At 43.6% G+C, this 22,307-nt stretch carries 22 protein-coding genes and 1 riboswitch; of the genes, 15 read left to right on the forward strand and 7 right to left on the reverse strand.

The features are described 5' to 3' along the window. The 10 genes from purC (at position 1) to QUF07_RS03050 (ending at position 10,616) form a co-directional block, all read left to right on the forward strand. Entirely contained in the window at positions 1-741 is a 741-nt protein-coding gene (gene purC / locus QUF07_RS03005; protein WP_217162097.1) for a phosphoribosylaminoimidazolesuccinocarboxamide synthase, read from the forward strand. After that, positions 741-1,004, forward strand: a complete 264-nt coding sequence (gene purS, locus QUF07_RS03010) for a phosphoribosylformylglycinamidine synthase subunit PurS (protein WP_217162096.1) — start codon at positions 741-743, stop codon at positions 1,002-1,004. Before purC ends, purS begins: the two co-directional genes overlap by 1 nt. Further along, positions 1,001-1,684: a phosphoribosylformylglycinamidine synthase subunit PurQ gene (purQ, locus tag QUF07_RS03015; RefSeq protein ID WP_289426755.1), complete on the forward strand. Its 684-nt coding sequence runs from the start codon at positions 1,001-1,003 to the stop codon at positions 1,682-1,684. Before purS ends, purQ begins: the two co-directional genes overlap by 4 nt. Continuing rightward, positions 1,677-3,914: a phosphoribosylformylglycinamidine synthase subunit PurL gene (gene purL, locus QUF07_RS03020; RefSeq protein ID WP_289426756.1), complete on the forward strand. Its 2,238-nt coding sequence runs from the start codon at positions 1,677-1,679 to the stop codon at positions 3,912-3,914. The genes purQ and purL overlap by 8 nt, the downstream gene beginning before the upstream one ends. Next, positions 3,899-5,341 (forward strand): amidophosphoribosyltransferase, encoded by a 1,443-nt coding sequence (purF, locus tag QUF07_RS03025; RefSeq protein ID WP_289426757.1) that lies wholly within the window; start codon positions 3,899-3,901, stop codon positions 5,339-5,341. The genes purL and purF overlap by 16 nt, the downstream gene beginning before the upstream one ends. 10 nt (positions 5,342-5,351) lie before the next feature. After that, entirely contained in the window at positions 5,352-6,362 is a 1,011-nt protein-coding gene (gene purM, locus QUF07_RS03030; protein WP_217162083.1) for a phosphoribosylformylglycinamidine cyclo-ligase, read from the forward strand. A gap of 2 nt (positions 6,363-6,364) precedes the next feature. Further along, the gene (gene purN, locus QUF07_RS03035) at positions 6,365-6,952 is read left to right on the forward strand and encodes a phosphoribosylglycinamide formyltransferase (protein WP_217162081.1); all 588 of its coding nucleotides are present in this window, start codon (positions 6,365-6,367) and stop codon (positions 6,950-6,952) included. Next, positions 6,952-8,481, forward strand: coding sequence for a bifunctional phosphoribosylaminoimidazolecarboxamide formyltransferase/IMP cyclohydrolase (gene purH, locus QUF07_RS03040; protein ID WP_289426758.1), 1,530 nt, complete (start codon positions 6,952-6,954; stop codon positions 8,479-8,481). Before purN ends, purH begins: the two co-directional genes overlap by 1 nt. Positions 8,482-8,807: 326 nt before the next feature. After that, the gene (gene purD, locus QUF07_RS03045; protein WP_217162077.1) at positions 8,808-10,043 is read left to right on the forward strand and encodes a phosphoribosylamine--glycine ligase; all 1,236 of its coding nucleotides are present in this window, start codon (positions 8,808-8,810) and stop codon (positions 10,041-10,043) included. A 222-nt stretch (positions 10,044-10,265) separates the two neighbouring features. After that, positions 10,266-10,616, forward strand: coding sequence for a hypothetical protein (locus QUF07_RS03050; protein ID WP_217342137.1), 351 nt, complete (start codon positions 10,266-10,268; stop codon positions 10,614-10,616). 103 nt (positions 10,617-10,719) lie between these two features. On the opposite strand, the gene pepI is transcribed toward QUF07_RS03050, so the two are convergent. Both pepI and QUF07_RS03060 read right to left on the reverse strand, forming a co-directional pair. Then, the gene (gene pepI, locus QUF07_RS03055; RefSeq protein ID WP_289426759.1) at positions 10,720-11,598 is read right to left on the reverse strand and encodes a proline iminopeptidase; all 879 of its coding nucleotides are present in this window, start codon (positions 11,596-11,598) and stop codon (positions 10,720-10,722) included. Positions 11,599-11,693: 95 nt separating this feature from the next. Then, on the reverse strand, positions 11,694-12,329 hold the full coding sequence (locus QUF07_RS03060) for an HAD family hydrolase (protein WP_289426760.1): 636 nt from the start codon (positions 12,327-12,329) through the stop codon (positions 11,694-11,696). A gap of 203 nt (positions 12,330-12,532) precedes the next feature. Beyond that, a riboswitch (TPP riboswitch) is annotated at positions 12,533-12,623 on the forward strand. A gap of 85 nt (positions 12,624-12,708) precedes the next feature. Between QUF07_RS03060 and QUF07_RS03065 the strand changes: the two genes are divergently transcribed. Then, positions 12,709-13,422, forward strand: coding sequence for a thiaminase II/PqqC family protein (locus tag QUF07_RS03065; protein ID WP_289426761.1), 714 nt, complete (start codon positions 12,709-12,711; stop codon positions 13,420-13,422). 134 nt (positions 13,423-13,556) lie between these two features. Here the strand turns inward: QUF07_RS03065 and QUF07_RS03070 are convergent, their stop codons facing one another. Continuing rightward, positions 13,557-14,801 carry an MFS transporter gene (locus QUF07_RS03070; protein WP_289426762.1) on the reverse strand — a complete coding sequence of 415 codons (1,245 nt, stop codon included), beginning with the start codon at positions 14,799-14,801 and terminating at the stop codon, positions 13,557-13,559. 326 nt (positions 14,802-15,127) lie between these two features. Here QUF07_RS03070 and pyrF point away from each other — a divergent pair, with 326 nt between their 5' ends. From pyrF to QUF07_RS03085, 3 genes are read left to right on the forward strand one after another with little or no spacing between them, the layout of a single operon-like run. Continuing rightward, complete coding sequence (gene pyrF / locus QUF07_RS03075; RefSeq protein WP_217162066.1) at positions 15,128-15,847, forward strand: orotidine-5'-phosphate decarboxylase; 720 nt, start codon at positions 15,128-15,130, stop codon at positions 15,845-15,847. Further along, entirely contained in the window at positions 15,837-16,484 is a 648-nt protein-coding gene (gene pyrE / locus QUF07_RS03080; protein WP_289426763.1) for an orotate phosphoribosyltransferase, read from the forward strand. Before pyrF ends, pyrE begins: the two co-directional genes overlap by 11 nt. Continuing rightward, complete coding sequence (locus QUF07_RS03085; RefSeq protein WP_289426764.1) at positions 16,474-17,421, forward strand: dihydroorotate oxidase; 948 nt, start codon at positions 16,474-16,476, stop codon at positions 17,419-17,421. The genes pyrE and QUF07_RS03085 overlap by 11 nt, the downstream gene beginning before the upstream one ends. Positions 17,422-17,529: 108 nt before the next feature. Here QUF07_RS03085 and QUF07_RS03090 read toward each other — a convergent pair whose 3' ends face one another. Beyond that, the gene (locus QUF07_RS03090) at positions 17,530-18,378 is read right to left on the reverse strand and encodes a hypothetical protein (protein WP_289426765.1); all 849 of its coding nucleotides are present in this window, start codon (positions 18,376-18,378) and stop codon (positions 17,530-17,532) included. Between the two features lie 220 nt (positions 18,379-18,598). Between QUF07_RS03090 and QUF07_RS03095 the strand changes: the two genes are divergently transcribed. Beyond that, a complete protein-coding gene (locus QUF07_RS03095; RefSeq protein ID WP_289426766.1) occupies positions 18,599-19,453 on the forward strand; it encodes a D-alanyl-D-alanine carboxypeptidase in 855 nt (284 codons plus the stop codon). Between the two features lie 215 nt (positions 19,454-19,668). Here the strand turns inward: QUF07_RS03095 and QUF07_RS03100 are convergent, their stop codons facing one another. The 3 genes from QUF07_RS03100 to QUF07_RS03110 are packed head-to-tail and all read right to left on the reverse strand — an operon-like array spanning position 19,669 to position 22,288. Then, positions 19,669-20,529 (reverse strand): MetQ/NlpA family ABC transporter substrate-binding protein, encoded by an 861-nt coding sequence (locus QUF07_RS03100; RefSeq protein WP_217162058.1) that lies wholly within the window; start codon positions 20,527-20,529, stop codon positions 19,669-19,671. Between the two features lie 12 nt (positions 20,530-20,541). After that, complete coding sequence (locus QUF07_RS03105) at positions 20,542-21,216, reverse strand: methionine ABC transporter permease (protein WP_217162057.1); 675 nt, start codon at positions 21,214-21,216, stop codon at positions 20,542-20,544. Beyond that, positions 21,194-22,288, reverse strand: coding sequence for a methionine ABC transporter ATP-binding protein (locus QUF07_RS03110; RefSeq protein WP_217162056.1), 1,095 nt, complete (start codon positions 22,286-22,288; stop codon positions 21,194-21,196). Before QUF07_RS03110 ends, QUF07_RS03105 begins: the two co-directional genes overlap by 23 nt. Positions 22,289-22,307: the final 19 nt, after the last annotated feature.

Raw genomic sequence — 22,307 nt, forward strand, 5'->3', positions numbered from 1 at the left:
ATGACTGATATTAACAATATTGAGAAAAAAGACCTCTTGTACAAAGGAAAAGCCAAAGAAATGTTTACCACCAACGATCCTGACATCATGTGGGTTCATTACATGGATCAAGTAACGGCGTTTAATGGCAAGAAAAAAGTCCAAATGGCCGGTAAGGGTCAAACTAATTGTGAGATTTCTTCCTTAATCTTCACTGACCTGGCTAAACATGGCATTGAAAATCATTTCATCAAGCAGCTTGATTCCAACAATCAATTAGTCAAACGCGTTCAGATTATTCCGTTGGAAACCGTTGTCCGCAACTTTGCTTCAGGTAGTTTTGAGAAGCGATTTGCGGTTAAGCATTTGATGAAATTCGACAAACCGGTTACCGAATTCTATTACAAGAGCGATGAACTCGACGACCCATTCATTAATGATTTTGAAGTCGCGGCTTTGAAGATTGCCACCGAAGATCAAATGAACCAAATTCGGGCAATTGCCTTGAAAGTCAATGATCGGCTGAAAGAAATCTTTGGCAAGATGAACATTGACTTGGTTGATTTCAAAGTCGAAATTGGTATTGACGCCGATGGTCACTTAATTCTCGCCGACGAGATTTCCCCTGATAGTTGTCGTTTGGTTGATCGTGATACGAAGAAGTCGCTTGATAAGGATGTCTTCCGAAAGGGCTTGGGCGCACTAGTCCCAGTTTATAAAGAAATCCTTGGTCGCCTCGAAAAAGTGGAAGGTGTTAACTAATGGCGCTTGTAAAAGTTTATGTTAATTATAAAAAATCAATTTTGAACCCTGAAGCAGAGGCTGTTCACAAAGCCCTCCAACGATTAGGTTATGAGAACGTTGAAGCTGTCAAACTCGGCAAGTATTTTGAATTAACGGTTGCGGATGGCAAATCAAAAGCTGACCTAGATGCCGAAATTAATGAGATTTGTGATAAGCTGCTGGCTAACTACAATATGGAAAATTATCACTATGAAATTGAAGAAACGGAGGCTGCCCAATGAAATTTGCTGTCCTTGCATTTCCCGGATCAAATTGTGAGATGGATCTCTATAACGCAATTAAAGATATCATCAAAGAAGATGTTGAACTTGTTTCGTATAAGAATGATTCGTTAGCTGGGTTTGATGCTGTTCTGATTCCCGGAGGCTTCTCTTATGGTGACTATTTACGAAGTGGGGCAATTGCCCGCTTCTCACCAATCATTCCCGCTCTCCAAGAATTCGCCAAGAGTGGCAAACCAGTATTGGGAATTTGCAACGGATTTCAAATTTTGACTGAGGCAGGCCTGCTACCTGGCAGCTTGCAGAAAAATGTATCTGCCAAGTTCATTTGCAAAGATGAAACCTTGGTCGTCAATAATGATCACAGCATTTTCAGTTCTGAATATCAAAAGGGCCAATTGATTACGTTGCCAATTGCTCATGGTGATGGGAATTATTATGCAGATCAAGAAACATTGAAGGATTTAGTTGCCAATGACCAGATTGTTTTCAAATATACCAACAATCCAAATGGTAGTGTTGATAATATTGCTGGCATTGTTAACAAACAAGGCAATGTATTAGGGATGATGCCCCATCCAGAACGGGCCGTCGAAGATATCTTAGGTTCAAGTGACGGCAAGGGGGTCTTTCAGTCGATCGTCAAGCATATTAAGAGTCGAGGGGTTATCTATGAATAAAGTCGCGGAACAAACTCAAACTGAAGCAACACCGGAACAAATTAGGGATCACAAGTTGTACTTATCAATGGGTTTGACCGATCACGAATATGACTTGATCAAGGACGATGTTTTGCATCGATTGCCTAATTACACCGAAGTTGGGCTTTTCTCTGGTATGTGGAGCGAACATTGCTCTTATAAGAATTCCAAACCAGTCCTAAAAAAGTTCTTCACCAAAGGTAAACACGTTGTGAAGGGTCCTGGTGAGGGTGCCGGCATCATTGATATTGGTGACAATCAAGGCGTTGTTTTTAAAGCCGAAAGTCATAATCACCCTTCAGCAGTTGAGCCATTCCAAGGCGCAACGACTGGAGTTGGGGGTATTTTACGGGATATCTTTTCGATGGGTGCTCGACCAATTGCCAATCTGGACAGCTTAAGATTCAGCGCTCCTAAGACTGACAGTGATAAGTATTTTATCCAGCAGATCGTTGCCGGCATTAGTGCTTATGGTAATTGTATTGGCGTACCAACGGTTGGTGGTGACACTGCCTTTGATGACGCCTATGAACACAATCCCTTAGTAAACGTAATGTGTGTGGGTCTGATGGATCTCGATAAAATCGAAGTTGGGGCCGCAGCCGGAGTTGGGAACAGTATTATCTACGTTGGCGCCAAAACCGGTCGGGATGGCATTAATGGGGCGTCATTTGCCTCATTCCAATTCGATTCAGAACACGAAAGCCAACGATCTGCCGTTCAAGTTGGGGATCCATTTACTGAAAAATTAGTCATGGAAGCTTGCCTTGACGTGATTAATAATCATTCGGATGCGCTAGTTGGCATTCAAGATATGGGCGCTGCCGGTCTCGTTTCATCATCCGCAGAAATGGGTTCCAAGGCTGGTGGTAACGGCATGGTTCTTGATCTTGATTTAGTACCCCAACGAGAAGTTGGCATGTCTGCTTTTGAGTTGATGCTTTCCGAATCACAGGAACGGATGTTGTTATGTGTGAAGGCTGGCCAAGAAGACGAAGTGCTGAAAGTGTTTGCCGATCATGGGGTTGACGCCGTCGTTATTGGTCACGTTACTGAAGGCCACCAATATCAATTGCGCCAACATGGTGAAGTGGTCGCAGACGTCCCAGTTGATTCGTTGGCTTCTCAAGCCCCCGTTTATCATCGGAAGTCAGCAGTCCCTGAACATTTGAGGGACGCTGAACCGAAACAGTATCAACCTCAAATTGCCAATCCAACTGAAACCTTAAAACAAATGCTGGATCAATTAACCATTGCTTCCAAAGAAGACATTTACGAAACTTACGATACGCAGGTTCAGACCAATACAGTGGTTGCTCCCGGTTCAGATGCAGCCGTGGTTCGAGTTCGGCATCATGACAAAGCCTTGGCAATCACCACCGATGTCAACGGACGCTACCTCTATTTGAATCCGCGGGTGGGTGGTCAGATGGCAGTCGCTGAAGCTGCCCGAAACATCGTTGCTTCAGGAGCTGTTCCACTAGGAATTACTGATTGCCTTAACTTTGGTAATCCCGAAAAGCCAGATCAATTTTATGAGTTGGATCAAGCCGTAATGGGAATGAGTGAAGCCTGCGAAAAATTTGAAGCACCAGTCATTTCCGGAAATGTTTCATTAAATAATGAATATGACAATGTGCCAATTTATCCAACACCGATGGTCGGCATGGTTGGTTTGATCAAAGGCCTTGACCATGTGACCACTCAAGATTTCAAACAGGCTGGGGATTTGGTTTACGTTGTTGGTAAAACGGGTGACGGCTTTAATGGCTCGCAAATTCAAAAGATGCAGACTGGCAATATTTCTGGTCAGCTATTTGACTTTGATTTAGATTATGAATTAAAAATTCAGCAGTTAATCACAAAAGCAATTCAAGCAAACTTATTGAATAGTGCTCATGATATTTCAGAAGGTGGCTTGATCACAGCGATTGCTGAAAGTACATTTGGCAATCAACTTGGGGTTAGCCTTTCAGGTTTACTGAGCGTTAACCAATTTTTCTCTGAAACTCAATCACGGTTCTTGGTTTCAATGCCACGAGAGAGCCAAGCACAATTTGAACAAATTGCGGGCAGCCAAGCAGAGTTACTCGGAAAGGTAACTGCTGATAATCATTTGTTTGTTCAAGCAACGGATGGTTACTTTGATATCGATGTTGACGCCGCGTTCAATATTTGGAAAGGGGCACTACAATGCCGTCTGAAGTAAAAAGTCTCAATGAAGAATGTGGGATCTTTGGCGTTTGGGGAACTCCTGACGCTGCCAGACTCACCTATATCGGCTTGTTCGCCCTTCAACATCGTGGTCAAGAGGGGGCTGGCATTACAGTTAATAATGACGGTCATCTTCAGACCAAGCGGGGATTTGGTTTATTGACGGAAGTTTTTGACTCTCCTAACGCCGTTGAGGATATGACTGGGAAGGCTGCCATTGGCCATGTTCGTTATTCGACTGCCGGTAGTAATCTCCTTGAAAATATTCAGCCACTCCCGTTCAATTTTAGTGATACCCAGTTTGCCCTGGCCCACAATGGGAACTTGACCAATGCAATTTCAATTCGAAAAAATTTGGAAGATCGCGGCGCAATTTATCATTCCAGTTCTGACAGTGAAAATTTAATGCACTTAATTCGGCTGAGTCAGGCAGATAACCTCGATGACCAAATGAAAGAAGCCCTGAACATCATCAAGGGTGGATTTGCTTACTTGGTTATCACAAAGGATCGTCTGTATGCGGCGCTGGATCCCAACGGTTTTCGACCGTTAGTGGTTGGTCAACTGCCAAATGGTGCTTACGTGGTCTGCAGCGAAACTTGTGCATTGGATGCCGTTGGCGCAACCTTTAAGTTTGATGTCCAGCCCGGCCAACTCATTAAAATTGATGACTCTGGGATTACAGTGGATCAATATACTAACGATACCCAGCTATCAATTTGCTCGATGGAGTTCATCTATTTTGCTCGGCCTGACTCAGACATCTACGGTGTAAACGTCCACTCTGCCCGAAAACGAATGGGCGAGCGGTTAGCCCGTGAACAACCGGTTCCTGGCGCTGACATGGTGATTGGTGTGCCGAATTCTTCGCTGTCTGCCGCAATGGGATATGCCCAAGAATCTGGTCTGCCTTATGAAATGGGCTTGGTGAAGAATCAGTATTCTGCCCGAACCTTTATCGAACCTACTCAGGAATTACGTGAGCAAGGGGTTAACATGAAGCTCTCGGCCGTTAAAGGGGTTGTTCGGGGGAAGAAAGTCGTCTTAGTTGATGACTCAATTGTTCGGGGAACTACCAGTCGGCGAATCGTTAAATTGCTCAAAGACGCAGGAGCGCTTGAAGTTCATCTCCGAATTGCTTCGCCGCCACTGCGCTACCCATGCTTTTATGGGATCGATATCCAACATGTTCGTGAGCTGATCGCCGCTAATAAAAGCATTGAAGAAATGCGCAAATTATTCGGTTGTGACACGTTAGGCTTTTTAAGTGTTGAAGGGGTGGTTGATTCGGTTAATCTTCAGACTGACGCCCCTAACAAGGGCCTCTGTGTTGCCTACTTCGACGGTAAATATCCAACACCGTTATACGATTACGAAGAAGAATATGATCGTGATCAAGCCCAGCTACAACAAATGAGATGAGGTAATTTTGATGGATGCCTATAAAAAAGCCGGCGTCGATATTAACGCTGGTTACAAACTAGTCGATGAAATTAAAAATTTATCCAAAAATAGCGAGTTGGGTGCATTTGGCGGGCTGTTTCCCTTGGAACTCGGGAAGTATAAAAATCCCGTGTTGGTGTCTGGAACTGATGGGGTTGGTACGAAGCTGTTGATTGCCATCCAAGCTGGCTTGAATGAAACCGTCGGGATTGACCTTGTGGCAATGTGTGTCAATGATATTCTTGCCCAGGGAGCCAAGCCACTCTTCTTTTTGGATTATTTAGGGATTGGTCATCTAGATCCGGACAATGCCAAGAAAATTGTCACTGGGGTTGTCGAGGGTGTGAAGCAAGCAGGCGCCAAGCTGATTGGTGGCGAAACCGCCGAAATGCCGGATATGTATACGAACGGGCATTATGATTTAGCTGGATTTGCCGTGGGAATTGCCGATAAAGATAAATTGTTGAATAAAGCAGCTCTTCGCCAAGGCGATGTTTTGCTGGGCTTAGGGTCAAACGGGCTGCATTCAAATGGCTTTAGTTTAGTCCGTGATATTCTGTTTAAGCAGCATGATTACAAGTTGGCCGATCAGTTGCCGGGCCTTGATCAAGATCTTAAGCATGAGTTACTTCGACCAACTCGAATTTATGTCAAATCGGTTTTGCCACTCGTTGAACAAGGGTTAATTGGGTCAATTGCCCATATCACTGGTGGTGGCCTGCCCGAAAATGTTGCCCGGATTTTGCCGGATAATTTAGCTGCTGAGTTTAATTATGGCAGCTGGCCGGTTCCACCAATCATGAATGATCTTCAAGAGATTGGTCAATTATCATTCGATGATATGAAACATACTTTCAATCTTGGCTTGGGGATGGTCTTGGCTGTTCACCCAGAAAGCGTTGACCAAGTAAGAGCAGCGTTAAGCGAAGCTGGAGAACAGGTGTACCAGGTTGGCCGACTTGTTTCCGGTTTCCAAGAAGTACTTATTCGAAAGGATTAATGATGAAATCAGACGTCAAAAACATCGCAATATTTGCTTCAGGTGAAGGGACAAATTTCACAGCCTTGACCGAGTATTTCAAAAGAGAAAAGCTGCCGCTTAACGTCAAGCTGTTAGTGTGTGATCATTCAAAAGTTCATGTGCTTGACCGGGCAACCAAAGAATCTGTGCCGACATTTGTTATCCATTTCAAGGATTATCCTGATAAGGCTGCAGCTGAAAAGGTGATCGCCCAGAAATTGGCTGATGAGCAAATTGACTTCATCATTTTGGCTGGATATATGCGAATCATTGGCCCAACGCTACTTGCCAAATATGAGGGTGAAATTGTGAATATTCATCCAGCACTATTACCTAAATTTCCTGGGCGCCACGGGATTGAAGATGCGTTTGAAGCTGGCGTTGATACCACTGGGGTCACCATTCACTGGGTTGATTCTGGAATCGATTCCGGCAAAATTATTGCTCAGCGAAAAGTTCCGGTGCATCAGGACGATCGGTTAAGTGATCTTGAAACGCGGATTCACGCAACTGAGCACAAACTTTATCCAGAAGTCATCAAACAATTATTAGAAAGAGGAGAAATTTAATGTCAAGAAGAGCGCTGCTAAGTGTTTCTGATAAAAGTAATTTGGTTGATTTTGCTAAACAATTAAAGGAACTAGATTTTGAAATTGTCTCCACTGGCGGTACCAAAAAAGCGCTTGAAGATGGTGGCGTTGCCGTAACTGGTGTTGAAGAAGTCACCGGCTTTCCAGAGATGTTGGATGGCCGGGTTAAGACCTTGCACCCCAAGATTCACGCTGGTATTTTGGCTAAGCGGGATAATCCTGATCACATGAAGCAGTTGCAGGATGCGGGCATTACGCCAATCGATTTGGTTGCGGTTAACCTTTACCCATTCAAGCAGACAATTGAGAAACCAGAAACAACTGAAGCACAAGCAATTGAGCAAATTGACATTGGTGGCCCCTCGATGTTACGGGCAGCTGCTAAGAATTTTGCCGGAGTTTTGACCGTCGTTGACCCAGCTGATTATCAACCCGTTGTGGACGCGTTAAAAGCTCACAAAGACGATGCTGATTTCAGAAAGCACCTGGCAGCCAAGGTGTTTAGACACACTGCCGCCTATGATGCGTTGATTTCAAATTACATGACTGAGGAAGAATTCCCAGAAAGATTGACGTTAACTTACGAAAAGCAACAATCCTTGCGATATGGCGAAAACAGTCACCAAAAAGCTGCCTTTTATCGCAAGCCAATTCCTTCTAAATTATCGATTATTCCTAATCAACTTCATGGTAAGGAACTTTCCTACAATAACATCAAGGATGCTAATGCCGCGTTGAACATGGTGGCTGAATTTGATCAGCCGGCTGTCATTGCAATGAAGCACATGAACCCATGTGGTGTCGGTGTGGCGGATACGATTGAAAAGGCTTGGGATGAAGCCTATGAGTCTGATCCAATGTCGATTTTTGGCGGGATTATTGCCGTTAACCGTGAAATCGATGCCGCAACTGCCGAAAAAATGCACAAAATTTTCTTGGAAATTGTCATCGCGCCATCGTATTCAGATGAAGCGTTTGAAATTTTGGCTAAGAAGAAAAATATCCGCTTGCTCAAGGCAGACCTCAGTCACCGAGAGCAGCCAGATCGTTTTGAAGAGGTTACTGTGAGTGGCGGGATGTTGGTTCAAGAAAGTGATCACGAAATTGATCAGATTCCTGATTTCAAGGTCGTTACCAAAGTTCAACCAACGGAACAACAATTAAAGGCGCTGCAATTCGGCCAACACGTGGTTAAACACGTTAAGAGTAACGCCGTGGTTGTAACCACTGATACCAAGACGCTGGGTGTCGGCATGGGCCAACCAAACCGGATTGATTCGGCCAAGATTGCGATCCAAAAGGCAATGCCAAAGGACGGTTACGAAAATGCCATCATGGCCTCGGATGCCTTCTTCCCAATGGATGACTGTGTGGAATATGCGGCTAAACATGATATCAAAGCAATTATCCAACCAGGTGGCAGCATCAAGGATAAGGACTCGATTGCAATGGCTGATAAGTTCGGCATTGCGATGGTGATGACGGGAGTAAGGCATTTTAGGCATTAAAAAAGTGTGCGGAGCCAAGCGGTTAGTGATCGGAGCATAAGTCTCCTTCTTCAAGAATTCCTGGTCTTGGGAATTTTTGAAGAAGGTGCTTATGTGCAGATTCCTGCTTGGTGGAGCAGTCCTAATCTATGTAACCTAGGAAATTCCTGGGTTTGGAATTTGTGGTTGAGGTGCTTATGTGGAAGTTTTTGCTTGGCGGAGCAGTCCTAATCTATGTAGCCAAGCCACATCCTCAAGCTCAACTCACAAGCTAATTTCGGCAAACAAAAAAGGCTGGTTGTCAGCCTTTCATACATATTTAAAATAGTAAACAAGGAGACCTTCTCATGGCAAACGTTTTGGTTATTGGTTCTGGTGCCCGCGAGCACGTAATTGCAGCAACGATGTTAAAAAGCAACCAGGTTGAAAATGTTTATTGTGCTCCAGGCAACCCAGGCATGAAAAAAGATGCCATTCAGCTTGTCGATATTGATGAACTGGATTTTGCCAAGTTGACTACTTTTGCTCAGCGTAAGGAAATTGATTTAACCTTTGTTGGCCCGGAAGTCCCGTTGGCGATGGGAATTGTTGATAAATTTCAAGCAGCTGGATTAAAAGCCTTTGGGCCAAGCCAAAGTTCAGCTCGGCTTGAAAGTGATAAAACATTTGCCAAAAAGTTCATGATGAGGAACGGAATTCCAACGGCTCAGTTTAAGACATTTACGGATGCTGACACGGCCGAAAATTATGCCCGCACCCTTTCACTACCAATGGTTGTCAAAGAAAATGGTTTGGCAGCCGGCAAAGGGGTTTCAATTGTGAGAGATATTGACGATCTTCGTGGCGCAATTGACGCTAGTTTTCAAAAGTCTGACGAAATTTTGATTGAGCAATTCCTTTCTGGGGAAGAATTTTCACTGATGTTGTTTGTGGGTGGTGATCAAAAAGTTCTCTTCCCAATATCACAAGACCATAAGAAAATTCACGAAGGCGAAACTGGTCCTAATACTGGTGGGATGGGCGCTTACTCGCCGGTTCCTCATATTACTGCAGAAGTTCAAAAAGAAACCATTCAAAAGATTGTTGAACCAACGATGGCTGGCCTTGCCAAGGAAAATTTAGAATTTGCTGGGGTGATCTACATTGGCTGCATGCTCACCGAGGAGGGCCCCAAAGTGATTGAATATAACCTGCGATTGGGAGATCCGGAAACTCAAGTGCTGCTGCCTCAATTGCAATCTGATTTCTACCAAATGACAATTGATTTGATTGATCATAAGCTGCCAGAAGTGAAATGGCAGACCGGTGAATTTTACCTGGGGGTTGTGATCGCCGCTCCTGGTTATCCAGCCTCGCCGCAACAAGATATTGAATTACCTAACTTACCCAATAACGTCTTCTACGCAGGGGTCACCGAAAGAAACCACAAGCTCTACAGTTCTGGTGGCCGGATTTTCACAATTTATAACCATGCGGCAACCTTGGAGTGTGCCCAAGCAAAAGTTTATGCAGAGTTAAGTCGGATTAATCTATCGAACTTTTATTATCGGAAGGATATTGGCTTTCGGGATCTTCAATCTTAATCAATACATTTATCACTAAAAAACGGCTACTGAGAGGTAATTCCCATGATTTTGATTCAATTAATCATGAGGTTGCTGATCTGGGTAGCCGTTTGCTGGTTTCAATAAGATGCAAAGGACCATCAAATAACAGGAGATTAGTTCCAAATAAATGATGTGGAAATTTGAAATAAGACTATAATTAATTCAAATCTGAATGTCTGGCGAAAGGAAGTCTGCTGAATGAAACAAGCAATTAAACCCTTACGAGTCTTATATGCCTTGATATTTTTGGTGATTGTTGTCGTAATTGGTTCTATCATGCTCATTCAAACAAGGATTATTCCCGTTAATGATGGCGTGGGTATTCAGCTGCTCTTTCTGGCAATCCTTTTCTGGTATTTGTATGGATTGACAATTTACAATGTTCGTCAACATAGAGGCGAGTACAAAGAGCACACTGATTTTTGGGTCAGGGTACCCAGTGGAAAAAGAATCAATCCATATAATCCAAACGGCTTGATTACCATTACAATCATTAATGTGATTTGTACGTTGGCTTTTATATGTATCTTTTTATTATTAACCTGGTGAGCAGGGGTATAGCTGGGGGTTGGTAAATGGTTAAAGGCAAAAGTGCACCACGATAGTTAGGTTTAACCATCGTGGTGCACTTTGAGCTTGTAATCCTTAATGATTAATCATTTTCCTTCAGCCATTTGTCCAGCACACTCATAAATTCGTCGTGCTGATCCAATAGGGCGAGATGTCGGCTATTTGCAAACAAATGCCACTTAGCACCAGGGATGTGATCGTAAACCGACTTGGCAATCAAGGGCGTGCAGAGATCGTCAGTGCCATTGGTAACCAGTACTGGGACGTGAATGTTCTTGAGATCGTCAGTGACGTCAAAGTCGCCGATGGTCCCATTCTCGGTAAATTCATTTGGACCTTCTGCAATTAAGCTGGCCTTTTTGCCGTTGGTTGGGCGTCTTAGCGGTTCCGGTGAATTTTCATCGGGATCATCCCAACAGTAGCGTTCCATATAGCGATCATTGGCAGCTAAGTATTTAACATTCGTGAAATCACCAGTCCGTTCAGCTTCAGCGATGGCCTGACGATCTTCATGACTTAAGTATTTGATTAGGCGATGTTGTTCTTGGCGCCACAATTCAATAGAAGCCGGTGAGCCGTCAATCATGACACTCTTCACGCCGTCTTGACTATAGTGGGTGAGGTACAACATTTCCAACATGCCACCCCAGGATTGGCCTAACATGTGGACTTGATCAAGGTGGAGATATTTCCGCAGGGCAATCAATTCTTCAGCCCAAGTTTCCTTCACGTAAATTGATTCGTCGTCAGGGATGGACGATTTGCCGCAACCAACCTGGTCATACATGATTAACTGCCGGCCCGTTTCCGCATAGTCGTCGAGTAATTCGAAGTAGTTATGAGATGAGCCGGGGCCACCGTGAATGAGCAGGAGTGGTGCTTTGCCTGGAGTTGGGTCACCGACAATCCGGTAATACGTTTTGTAACTTTTAAAGGGCATATAGCCTTCTTGAATGTTCATAAGTTAAACAGATCCTTCCTCATAAATAAACTTGGTTCATTGGGTTCGATTATACTACGCGTTTTCAGTGGTACAGCGGGCAAATTAAAATTATTTTAATTCTCTAATAATCGATTGCGAAGCTGTTCAACTGAGGTGAAGACCTCATTAGGATTAAGCTTTTCCATTTCGGCTGGCTTGGCGTTGATTGACCAAGCGGCCGTATAACACGTGATGCCGGCATCTTTGCAGGCTTCAACGTCACTAGTGGCATCACCAATATAAGCCATCTGATCCTTTGGCAGATCATATTTTTTGAGTACATCACCGAATTGTTTGGATTTAATTGAGCCATCAGGAGAGCCAGACATTACCGGTTCAAATTGGTCGGCTAATCCCAGGGCATCCAGGCTGGTTTGTAAACTTTGCTCACCCTTGCCGGTAATCATTGGCGTGATGACATCGTGTTCGTGGAGCATATGTAAAAGATCATTGATCCCATCGAAGGGTTTCCGCAGTAACATGTGGGCGCTGCGGTAATTTTTATGGAAGGTCTCTAAAACTTCATCTGAATAGTTCGGAATTAGTTCTTTGAGCATCCCAATTTCGTTGGCACCGAATTGGGCAAGGATGACCTGGTTGCTGATCCATTTTCCAGTATAATCATGGACGGTTTTTCTGAACGAATCAAAAATAACCGGGAACGTTTCGGCAGTGGTGGCATCCATATCAAAAGCAATGATTTTTTTCATTTTATGTGACTCCTTCTTATTCAGGATAAATGTAATAGCCTAATTGACCGTTACTATCTATTATTAACCACGCAGACGCAAGATACAAGGGGAGCCGGTTCAAAAACAGCTCTCTGCGTGGGAACTTAAATCATTAGAAGCCAACTCAATCAGCAGTTGTTTTTAGATGTCAGCCAATTATAATGAGACTATCACATAAATTAATCCGTGGTCTGGGGTGCTTTAATGGCTGAGATGATACCCATAGAACCTGATACAGTTAGGACTGTCGCAGGAAGACCCAAGTGAGCTGTTGTTGTGAGGATAGGCGACGGCTGAATCAATGGTGTCATTTCAAAGCAGAGTAGCCCCCTCCGCCACAACAGGAGGGAAATTGCCAATGTCATTATCTCAAGATATGTTATTTGAAGCCGAACCTTACTTAGTCGCCAACGAAAAGCATCCATTTGTCCGAGGAATTATCCATGCTACGTTAACGCCGGAACAGTTGCAGTATTACGATGAACAGGATATTGCCTTTGAGTATAACGAAGTCGGGATTATTAATGCATTGATCGACAACAGCACGACAACTGAACAAGCGCTGCTATTTCATAAACGCCAGAATCTTCAATTGACGATGTTGCGGGATTGGCTGCACCGCGAGCCGGAATCAATGCCTCACAACTGGGAAACGCTGAAGCAGACGCCGATTCAACCAATTAATCAACTCTATCGCCAACATATGGCTGCGACCATTCAAACGCACAGTGTTCTCCAAATTCTGCCTTCGTTTGCGGCTGGGGAATGGATGTACATTGAGTTAGGCAAATTCGTTTCTAAGCAAGCCCGGGTCGAAAAAGAGCCGTTTCAAAGCTTCCTAACGATGGGTGGCGATGATTTTCTCGGTCCGAACGGGTTCATTCAGCAGTTCTTTAATATCATCGATTATGAAGCCAAATCTGCTACTCCTCGTGAGCAGGAACAGGCCAAGCAAACCTTTCTAAAGAGCCGCCTGCTGGAATGGTATTTCTGGGATGCGGCATACAAACAAATTACTTGGGATGATTGGCAAAACGCCGCTTTAAACGGGAAGGGTGGACCATTACTTTAACTGGTGATTTATGAAAGTACTAAAAGGAGTTTCTACTTCTTAGCATTAGGCTAAGTGGCAGAAACTCCTTTTTGCGGTTGAAACTTTACTTCATAATGATCTAAAGATATTTGAATGATTGATTAAACTATTGCTTAAGCCGTTTGCCGTGAGCTCAACTTTTTCAACCCTGGTAGGGTAACCATTGTGACAAAGCTGATGACGTAAAGGATTGATAGGAAGCCCATGACAACTGTCAGTGAGTAGTGATCCATCAAGATACCAATGATCACTGACGAGAAGCCACCAACTGCCCGGCCGATGTTGACAATCACGTTATTAGCAGTTGAGCGGATTTCAGTTGGGTACAAGCGACTGATGACTGCGCCGTAACCGCCGAACATTCCGTTTGAGAAGAAGCCGACGATCGCACCGATGATTAATAGTGAAACCGTGTTATGAGCCAACGTAATCGTGAAGACCATTGCAGCCGAAGCAAGCAGGAAGATACCAAATGCGCGGCGTGGACCAAAGTAATCCAGAATTGAACCAAAAGTCATCATGCCCAAACTTATCCCGATGATTGTGGCAATCATCCAAAGTGATGAGCCGGAAACATTTAAGCCAAGTTGTTTTTGAACGATGATTGGCAGCCAGTTCATCAGGCCAAAGTAGCCGGCAATTTGAACAGTTGTCATAATCATCAAGGCGAAACTTTGATAAGCTAATTTTGGTGAACTGAACATGTATTTGAATACGGCACTGGTAGTTGATTCTTTTTCGGCTTTCTTAGCTTGGACAAACTCAGTGGTTTCAGTCAAGTGACGACGGACAAAGTATGTCAGGACAACCGGCACGATTCCAAGGAGGAAGAGTGCGTGCCAACCAAGCGTGGGGATGACCAAGGCCGCTGTAACTGCAGCTAAAATAGCCCCAATTTGGCCACCGATTGCGGCTACTGAAGTCATCTTACCGATTTGGTTCTTGTGGAACGATTCAGCAATCAGTGAAATACCGACACCGTACTCACCACCGGCACCGATTCCAGCTAAGAACCGCAAAATATAAATTAATGTAATGTTATTGGCGAAAGCCATCATGGCAGTTGCGAAGGCAAAAATGAAGATGGTATAGGTAAACGTCTTAACTCGGCCAAATCGGTCACCGACCAAGCCAAAGATGACACCACCGAACAACATGCCCAAGTTGGTGATTGAACCAATTAATCCGGCAGCGCCACCACTGAGATGTAGTTGGCCGATCATTGAACTCATCGCAAACGATAAAAATAGCACATCCATATTTTCCAATGCGAATCCAGAACTGGTAGAAGCAATAACCCATTTCTGATTCTTGGTAAAAGTATGGCTGTGCGTAAGTGATGCTTTGGTATTTTCCATGTCGAATTCCTCCAAATGAATGCTCGCTGACATTCGTTATTTTTGTTGTTCACATTATTACATGGATATTGGGGGATTGCAAGGCGTCAATTCAGAATATCTGTGATTGTCTGTTTGACTTTAATAAAAGCAGACAGAATTCACTTGAACTGCGTCTGTCAACGTGATAAAGTTATTAACAAATAAAAGAGCTTTAATTTGGTTCAGAGAGGCCAAAAGCGGACGAAAATTAAATCAAGAGTCCGTGATTTTGCGAGGATGAGTGCGTTAGTGTGCTGAATTCTGCAGTCTCGGGCTCTTTTTATGTCATTAGATGGAGGGTAATTATGCGAGGACCATTAATTGTATCATTGGATGTTGCTAACAAGGAAGGCCTATTCAAAATCATCGACCAGTTTCCAAGCGATGAGGGCATGACTGTGAAGATTGGGATGGAACTTTTCTATGGGGAAGGTCCCGACATTGTTCGCCAACTCTTGGCTAAAGGATTCAAAGTGTTCTTGGATCTTAAGCTGCAAGATATTCCCAACACGGTTAAAATGGGAATGATGCAAATTGGTCGACTAGGCGTCACCTATACGACTGTTCACGCGTTAGGCGGTTCAGAAATGATTGCTGCCGCAAAGGAAGGCCTGGAGCTTGGCAGTGAAGAAGCTGGGGTTCCAAGCCCTAAGCTCTTGGCGGTGACAGAATTAACTTCCATCACTGATGATGCTTTAAAAAATGAGCAGAACTGTCGGTTAGATATGGTTGATCAAGTGGTTTCATTGGCAAAACTCGCCAAGCAATCCGGTGCCGATGGGGTCATTACCTCGCCACTTGAAGTTAGCTCATTGAAAAAACAAGTGGGCGATGACTTCTTATACGTCACCCCAGGAATTCGGCCTGCTAATTTTCCTAAGGATGACCAATCAAGAACTGCAACGCCTAAGCAAGCCGCTGAATATGGCAGTTCAGCCTTAGTTGTCGGCCGGCCAATCATCCGGGCAACCGATCCAGTCGCCGCTTATCACAAACTATTAGAGGAGTGGAATTATGCAAACTGATCAAATCATTCAATCATTAATTGATAATCAAATTGTTAGTATCAACCTTGAAAAGCCATTTAGATATGCAAGTGGCATTTTGTCCCCAATCTACACTGATTTCAGATTGACGATTTCCATTCCATCATTACGCGACATGATTGCGGATGGCTTAGCTGAAAATATCAAGAAAAGCTATCCTGATGCAACGGTTATTGGCGGTGTGGCAACCGCTGGAATTCCACATGCTGCTTGGGTTGCCGAACGAATGAACCTGCCACTGATCTACGTGCGGGCCAAGCCTAAAGATCACGGTGCCGGCAAACAAATTGAGGGTCGGATTACCAAGGACGACAAGGTTGTTTTGATTGATGATTTAATTTCCACGGGTGGTAGTGTGTTGGGCGCTGTCAAAGCGGTTCGCAACGAGGGCGTTAACGTGATTGGCGTGGCCTCAGTATTTACTTATGGCTTGCCTGATGCTGACAAGAATTTTGCCGCTGCCGATACCAAATTAGCACCCCTTCTAAGTTACGCAGAACTGATCAAACAAGGTCATAAAGAAAACAAATTCTCAGATGAACAGTACTCACGATTATCAACTTGGCATAAAGCCCCTTGGGACTGGACAAAACGGGAGGAAGCAAATGCAAAGTAATATTTCGCTCGCATCACAAATTGGTGACTACAAGTTTGACAACCTCTTGTTAAACGCAGCTGGCATTCGTTGTGCCACAACCGAAGAGCTCGATAAGATCTTAGATTCTGATGCGGGTGGTTGTGTGACGAAGAGTGCCACGCCAGAACCTCGAAAAGGGAATGAAAGTCCCCGGATGAAAGCCACTTCGATGGGCTGCATCAATTCGATGGGACTTCCTAACCATGGGCTGGATTATTATTTGGAATTTGCTGAAGCCAATCAAGGCAAGAATGGCAAACAAGTCATTTTATCAGTTGCTGGTTTATCGATTGACCAAAGCATTGAAATGCTCAAGAAAATTCAGGCCAGTTCATTTGCTGGCTTGACTGAATTGAACCTCTCCTGCCCAAATATTGCTGGTAAATCACAAGTAGGTTATGACTTTGAAGCAGTTAGGGATGTGTTGACGTCAGCCTTTAGTTTCTTCAAGAAACCATTAGGCTTGAAGTTACCCCCATACTTTGACTTCAACCAGTTTGACGGCATCGCCGAAGTATTGAATGATTTTCCGGTGACTTACATTAATGTTATTAATTCGATCGGCAATGGTTTAGTTGTTGATCCCGAAACTGAATCAGTGGTCATCAAACCTAAGGGTGGCTTTGGTGGTTTGGGTGGCGATTACGTCAAGCCAACTGCTTTAGCCAACGTGAGAGCCTTACGGCAACGATTGAGACCAGAAATTTCAATCATCGGTACCGGTGGGATTAAATCCGGTAAGGACGTCTTTGAGCACGTCCTGTGCGGTGCCAACCTTGTTCAAATCGGAACGGCTTTTGGATTTGACGGAACGCCAATTTTTGAACGGATTTCGAAAGAATTAAAAGCCATTATGGAAAAGAAAGGCTACAAGACCCTTGATGAATTTAGGGGTAAGCTAAAGACAATTGAATAGTTAAAAAAAGGCGGCTTGCAAAATTCGAATTTTGCAAGCCGCCTTTTTTCACTTAAATTCTGAGATCAAATCGCTTTTCGTCCCAATTTCTTCCTATGTCTCAGAAAATTAATCACCTGCAGACATATCCACTAAATTATAGAAGGGATGGTCACCGACATTGTAGGTGATCCAGCTTACGTCCTGCCAATTTTCATCGCCATAACGCCACTCTTGATGCTGGCTGTGCAACTTTTTGATTGCTAATCGATAGTATTTTGCAGAAACTTTCTTGGCAGCAAGCCCCTTAATTGGTTTTTTAAAATAAATGTAGGAAGTATTTCCCTTAACTTTGAATGAGTTAACTTTCACAGAGGCACTCGGTTTAATCGTCCAAAGTGGATTATTTATCACTACGGTCGCTTTGGTGGATTGCCAACTGTTTAGAACGCCGTAATGTTTCAGCCGGGCGGTGGTGTAATACTGCAGGTAGCCATCTAGCGTAATGTAGAAGATTGGTCGATAATTACCGGCTTTATTGTTGGTGTAGCCATTTCCGGCCTGCAGAGCCAGTGTTCGGATCGGTAATTTTAATTTGTATGGGGTGAAGTATTTCGTATTGTACTGTTTGACATTCAATTCAGGGCCCTTGGTAACCTGATAAATGTGTTGCTGCTTTTGGTAACTCACGAGGCCCCGGGTTAGTTGCCCAAAAGATGGACCTTCTTTGGTAGAACCAGTTGCTTCAAGCTTCAGAATGGTGCCTTTCGGGGTGATAATTTTGTGACCTTTTTTACCATTAACTTTAGTGTATTGCCCCGTAAAAATTGGCCGTTTAACTTTCACGTATTGAATGTGAATATCGTTTCCTAAGTCGGTATAAGCATGAGCCGCAATTGCTGAAGAACAGAGAATTGCGATCGCCGCGCCAGCAGTGATTGCTAATTGTTTTGTCAGTTGAGCTTTGATTAAATGCATTAAGAGATTCCCCCCCATAGTGATTAAATAAACTTTTGGATTGTTGAATTCACATTAACATAAATTTCGATGGGGTGACAATGAAGATGTTTCAAAATAAAAATATTCACGGGTCGTTCAATCAATGGTTGACGGGCATCGATCATTTGCTGGTATAATTAATTGTTGAATGCAAAATGGGGTTATTTAGAGATCGAATGATTCTGAAAAGGGGATAATTATGTTAAACAAATTAAAATTAACGTTGATTTTATTGGGAACGATTTTCGGCTTTGCAATCATGATGAACAGCGTTACCGAAGCCAGCAAGATTCCGACCAATTACACTTTTGACTATCAGAAGGCGCAAGTGGGTTCTGTGCCGTACAAAGCCAAATCACTCAACAAATCGGCATATCTATGGAATTACCGTCATACGAAGCGGCTGCATAACATTAAGAATTATCCAAATTCAAACTGGTACGTTTTTTACGCTCAGGTTAAAAATTACAACGGCAAACGAGCAGTTTACTATTATGTGGGCGCCAGTTCGAATTTCAAGATCAAAGGTTGGGTCTGGAGTGGCTATCTTACTCGATTGCTAGCAAAATCGCCAACTGATTTTTCCTCTGAATCAGCCTTTACTCATTATGTTAAGACAGACCGATCACAGCGATTGGCCAGAGCAATTCTAAAGCTGTTTCCCAATGCCAAGTTGAAGCTCGATTTATCTAAAGCTGCCGTGACTGGATTTGACAACAAACCAAGCTTTGACCCAAATTACACGAACTACGTGGATGTTGATGGGATGAAGCCTGCTGGTGCAAGTCAAAACAGTGACAACATCATGTGGTATTTAAGCAAAACAGCCGGCAAACCAATCACACCAAGAATTAATCATGTCAAGAGCATCCTAAATGATAACGGTTATACCGATGAGAAACGCCAAAGTATGAATAACGACTATATTGGAATTGCATCGTTTGACGGCGCCCAAGACAGTCCGAGTTCATATTTCACAACCCCATATCCCTCTGAGCAGTTGGATGATAGTCAAAATAATGGAACGTTAATTTATCTAGCGACTGAAAAATAAATCATGAATTGCAAGATTGGGACGAAAGGCGATTTAATCCCAGAATTTAACGAAGCGGACCAATTATTCCGGATTTTTGGAATAGTTGGTCCTCTTTGTTAAATAGCCGGGGTCAGCCGTTTATCGCAAGCTTTATCAATATAAGAATGGAAAACCAAGTTGCATTTATAAACACTTTGCTGACGAATATTAGATTGTTTTTTATATCTAGATCATCATTTCAAATAAGAAAGCGGCTTTTGCACCTCGACTTTTGTTCCGGCATATTGATCTTTGATGTATTTTTGAATTGTTGGTTCATGGTACAGTTTGACCAGCTTTTTGTAGCTTGCGTTACTTTTGTTCTTCTTGGCAGTTGCCAATACGTTGATATTACTTCTGGTATCAGTATCGATTCTTTCGTGGAAGATCGAGTCTTTCAAAACGTTCAAGTGGCCTTCCAGTGCCACCGTATTTGAAATCAAAACGGCATCGACGTTGTGGAGAACTCGAGGACCAGTGGTGTCATCAATTTGTTTGAATTTAAGATGCTTAGGGTTTGAAACAATGTCATTAGTGTTACCCAGCGTGCCAAAGTTTTTCTTTAACTTGATCAGGCCAGCGCTTTGAAGCAGCAACAACCCCCGTGCAGTGTTCGCCGGATTGTTGGCGATGGCGATCGTAGCGTCGTTGGGGATCTGAGTCACCTTTTTGTATTTATCGGAATAAATTCCAAGTGGTTCTAAGTAGGTGGTGCCTAGTGCTGCCAATTGGGCGGTTTTATGTTCCTTATTGTATGCTTCTAAATATGAATAAGATTGAAAGGCGTTCACATCGACGCTACCTTGGGCAGTGGCGTTGTTTAGCTGAACACCATCAGTGATTTGCTTGACTTTGATCTTCAATCCGAGCTTCTTAGCCTGGGGACTTTTAGCAATATGGTTCCAAATGTCATAATCCGATCCTTGCGATCCCACGGTAATCGTTGCGTTCTTTGAGTTGGCAGAACTGCCGGTTAATGCGTGGAGGCCAAAGACGATACCGATAATGACGACAATGGTGAGTAGGGTATAGATAATTCCTTTATGATTTTTCATTTTCATTTTCCTTTATAAATGGACTGTTTTTCTGGCGAGCCAATCGCCAATGATTTGGACGAGAAAGACCATGATCAAAATGGCCAGCATTGCGGCGACTGTGACGTCGTTTTCAAAGCGGGCATAACCAATGCTGATAGCAATGTCACCAAGGCCACCAGACCCAATTGCTCCAGCCATCGTGGTTAAGCCAATTAAACTAATAATCGTGACGATTGATGCCCTGATCAGATCGGGCAGCCCTTCTCTGAGGTAAATTCGAAAAATAATTTCTGGAATACTGGACCCCATTGAGCGGGCAGCCTCAATCACTTGAGGGTCAATCTCAAGTAAGGCATTCTGAACTTGGCGGGCATAAAATGGAAAGATGCCAACAACTAAGGGGACCAGCGCTGCGGTTGTCCCAACGGTTGTGTGGACAATGAAGTTGGTAATTGGGAACATGACGGCTAGCAGAATAATGAAAGGAATCGATCGAAGCAGGTTAACGAGCTTATCAGTCAAACTATACACAGCTTTGTCTTCGGCAATCCCGCCTTCTTGAGTAATAACTAAGACAATGCCAACTGCTAATCCCAAGAGACCGGCAATCAAGGATGACCAAAATGTCATATAAATCGTTTCCCAAATGGATTGGGTAAACTGAGGCCAAATATGAATGACGTTAGGAAATATTTGCTTTAACATGCTTGTTCACTCCTTTCTTGTCGGTGGGAATCAGCTGGACACTAACCCCGTTTTGATTTAAGAAATTGATCCCGTCGGCTAAACGCTTGGTTTCGCCAGATAGAATGATAATTAAGTAACCAATTGAAGTGGACCCGATTCGCTCAATGTTACCAAATAAAATATTGGCCTTCAGTTTGTATGATTCGGTCAGATCGGAAATTAACGATTCTCTGGTGGCCCTTCCCCTGAACTTTAAATACAATAATCGTTCATTATTGGTGAGCTGTTGTAGGCTTTCGTCAGCTTTGATTTGGGCAAGGGCTTCTGGAACATTGGCGGATGAATCGACAAAATTCTGGGTGAGGGCTTGTTTTGGATCTGAGAACACGTCAGCCACAGGACCACGTTCAATGATTTTGCCTTGATCCATAACAGCAACGTGTTGGCAAACGGATTTAATGACCTGCATTTCGTGAGTGATTAAGACGATGGTGAGGTGAAGGGTTTCATTGAGATGCTTGAGTAATTTCAAAATATCGTTAGTCGTTTTAGGATCCAAAGCACTCGTGGCTTCATCACTGACTAAGATATCTGGATCGTTGGCTAACGACCGGGCGATGGCGACCCGCTGCTTTTGACCGCCGGATAACTGTTCGGGATAAGAAGCTTCGAATTCACCCAACCCAACTAATTCGAGGAGCTTTTTTGCCTTTGCTCTTCGATCATGTTTACTAATTGATTGGCTCAAGAGGGGATATTCAACGTTATTCAACACAGTTCTGGAATTGAGTAAGTTAAAGTGCTGAAGGATCATCCCAATTTTTTTGCGGGCTGTTCGCAAATCTGGGTTGGTAAGCTGCTGAAGGTGGCGGCCACTAACCGTCACGGTACCAGTAGTTGGCCGTTGCAGTAGATTGATCGTTCTAACTAGAGTACTTTTGCCTGCTCCTGAGTAGCCGATAATGCCATAAATGTCTCCTTGATCAATTTGTAGGTTAACGTGATTAACGGCGTGCAGGGTCTTCCCATTTGATTGGAACGTTACACTGACGTCGTGAAGGTCAATAATTGGATTTGTTGCTTCTGCCATATTTTCACTTCCCTTAGTT

This window comes from Lentilactobacillus sp. TOM.63, assembly GCF_030361045.1.
GTDB lineage: Bacteria > Bacillota > Bacilli > Lactobacillales > Lactobacillaceae > Lentilactobacillus > Lentilactobacillus dabitei.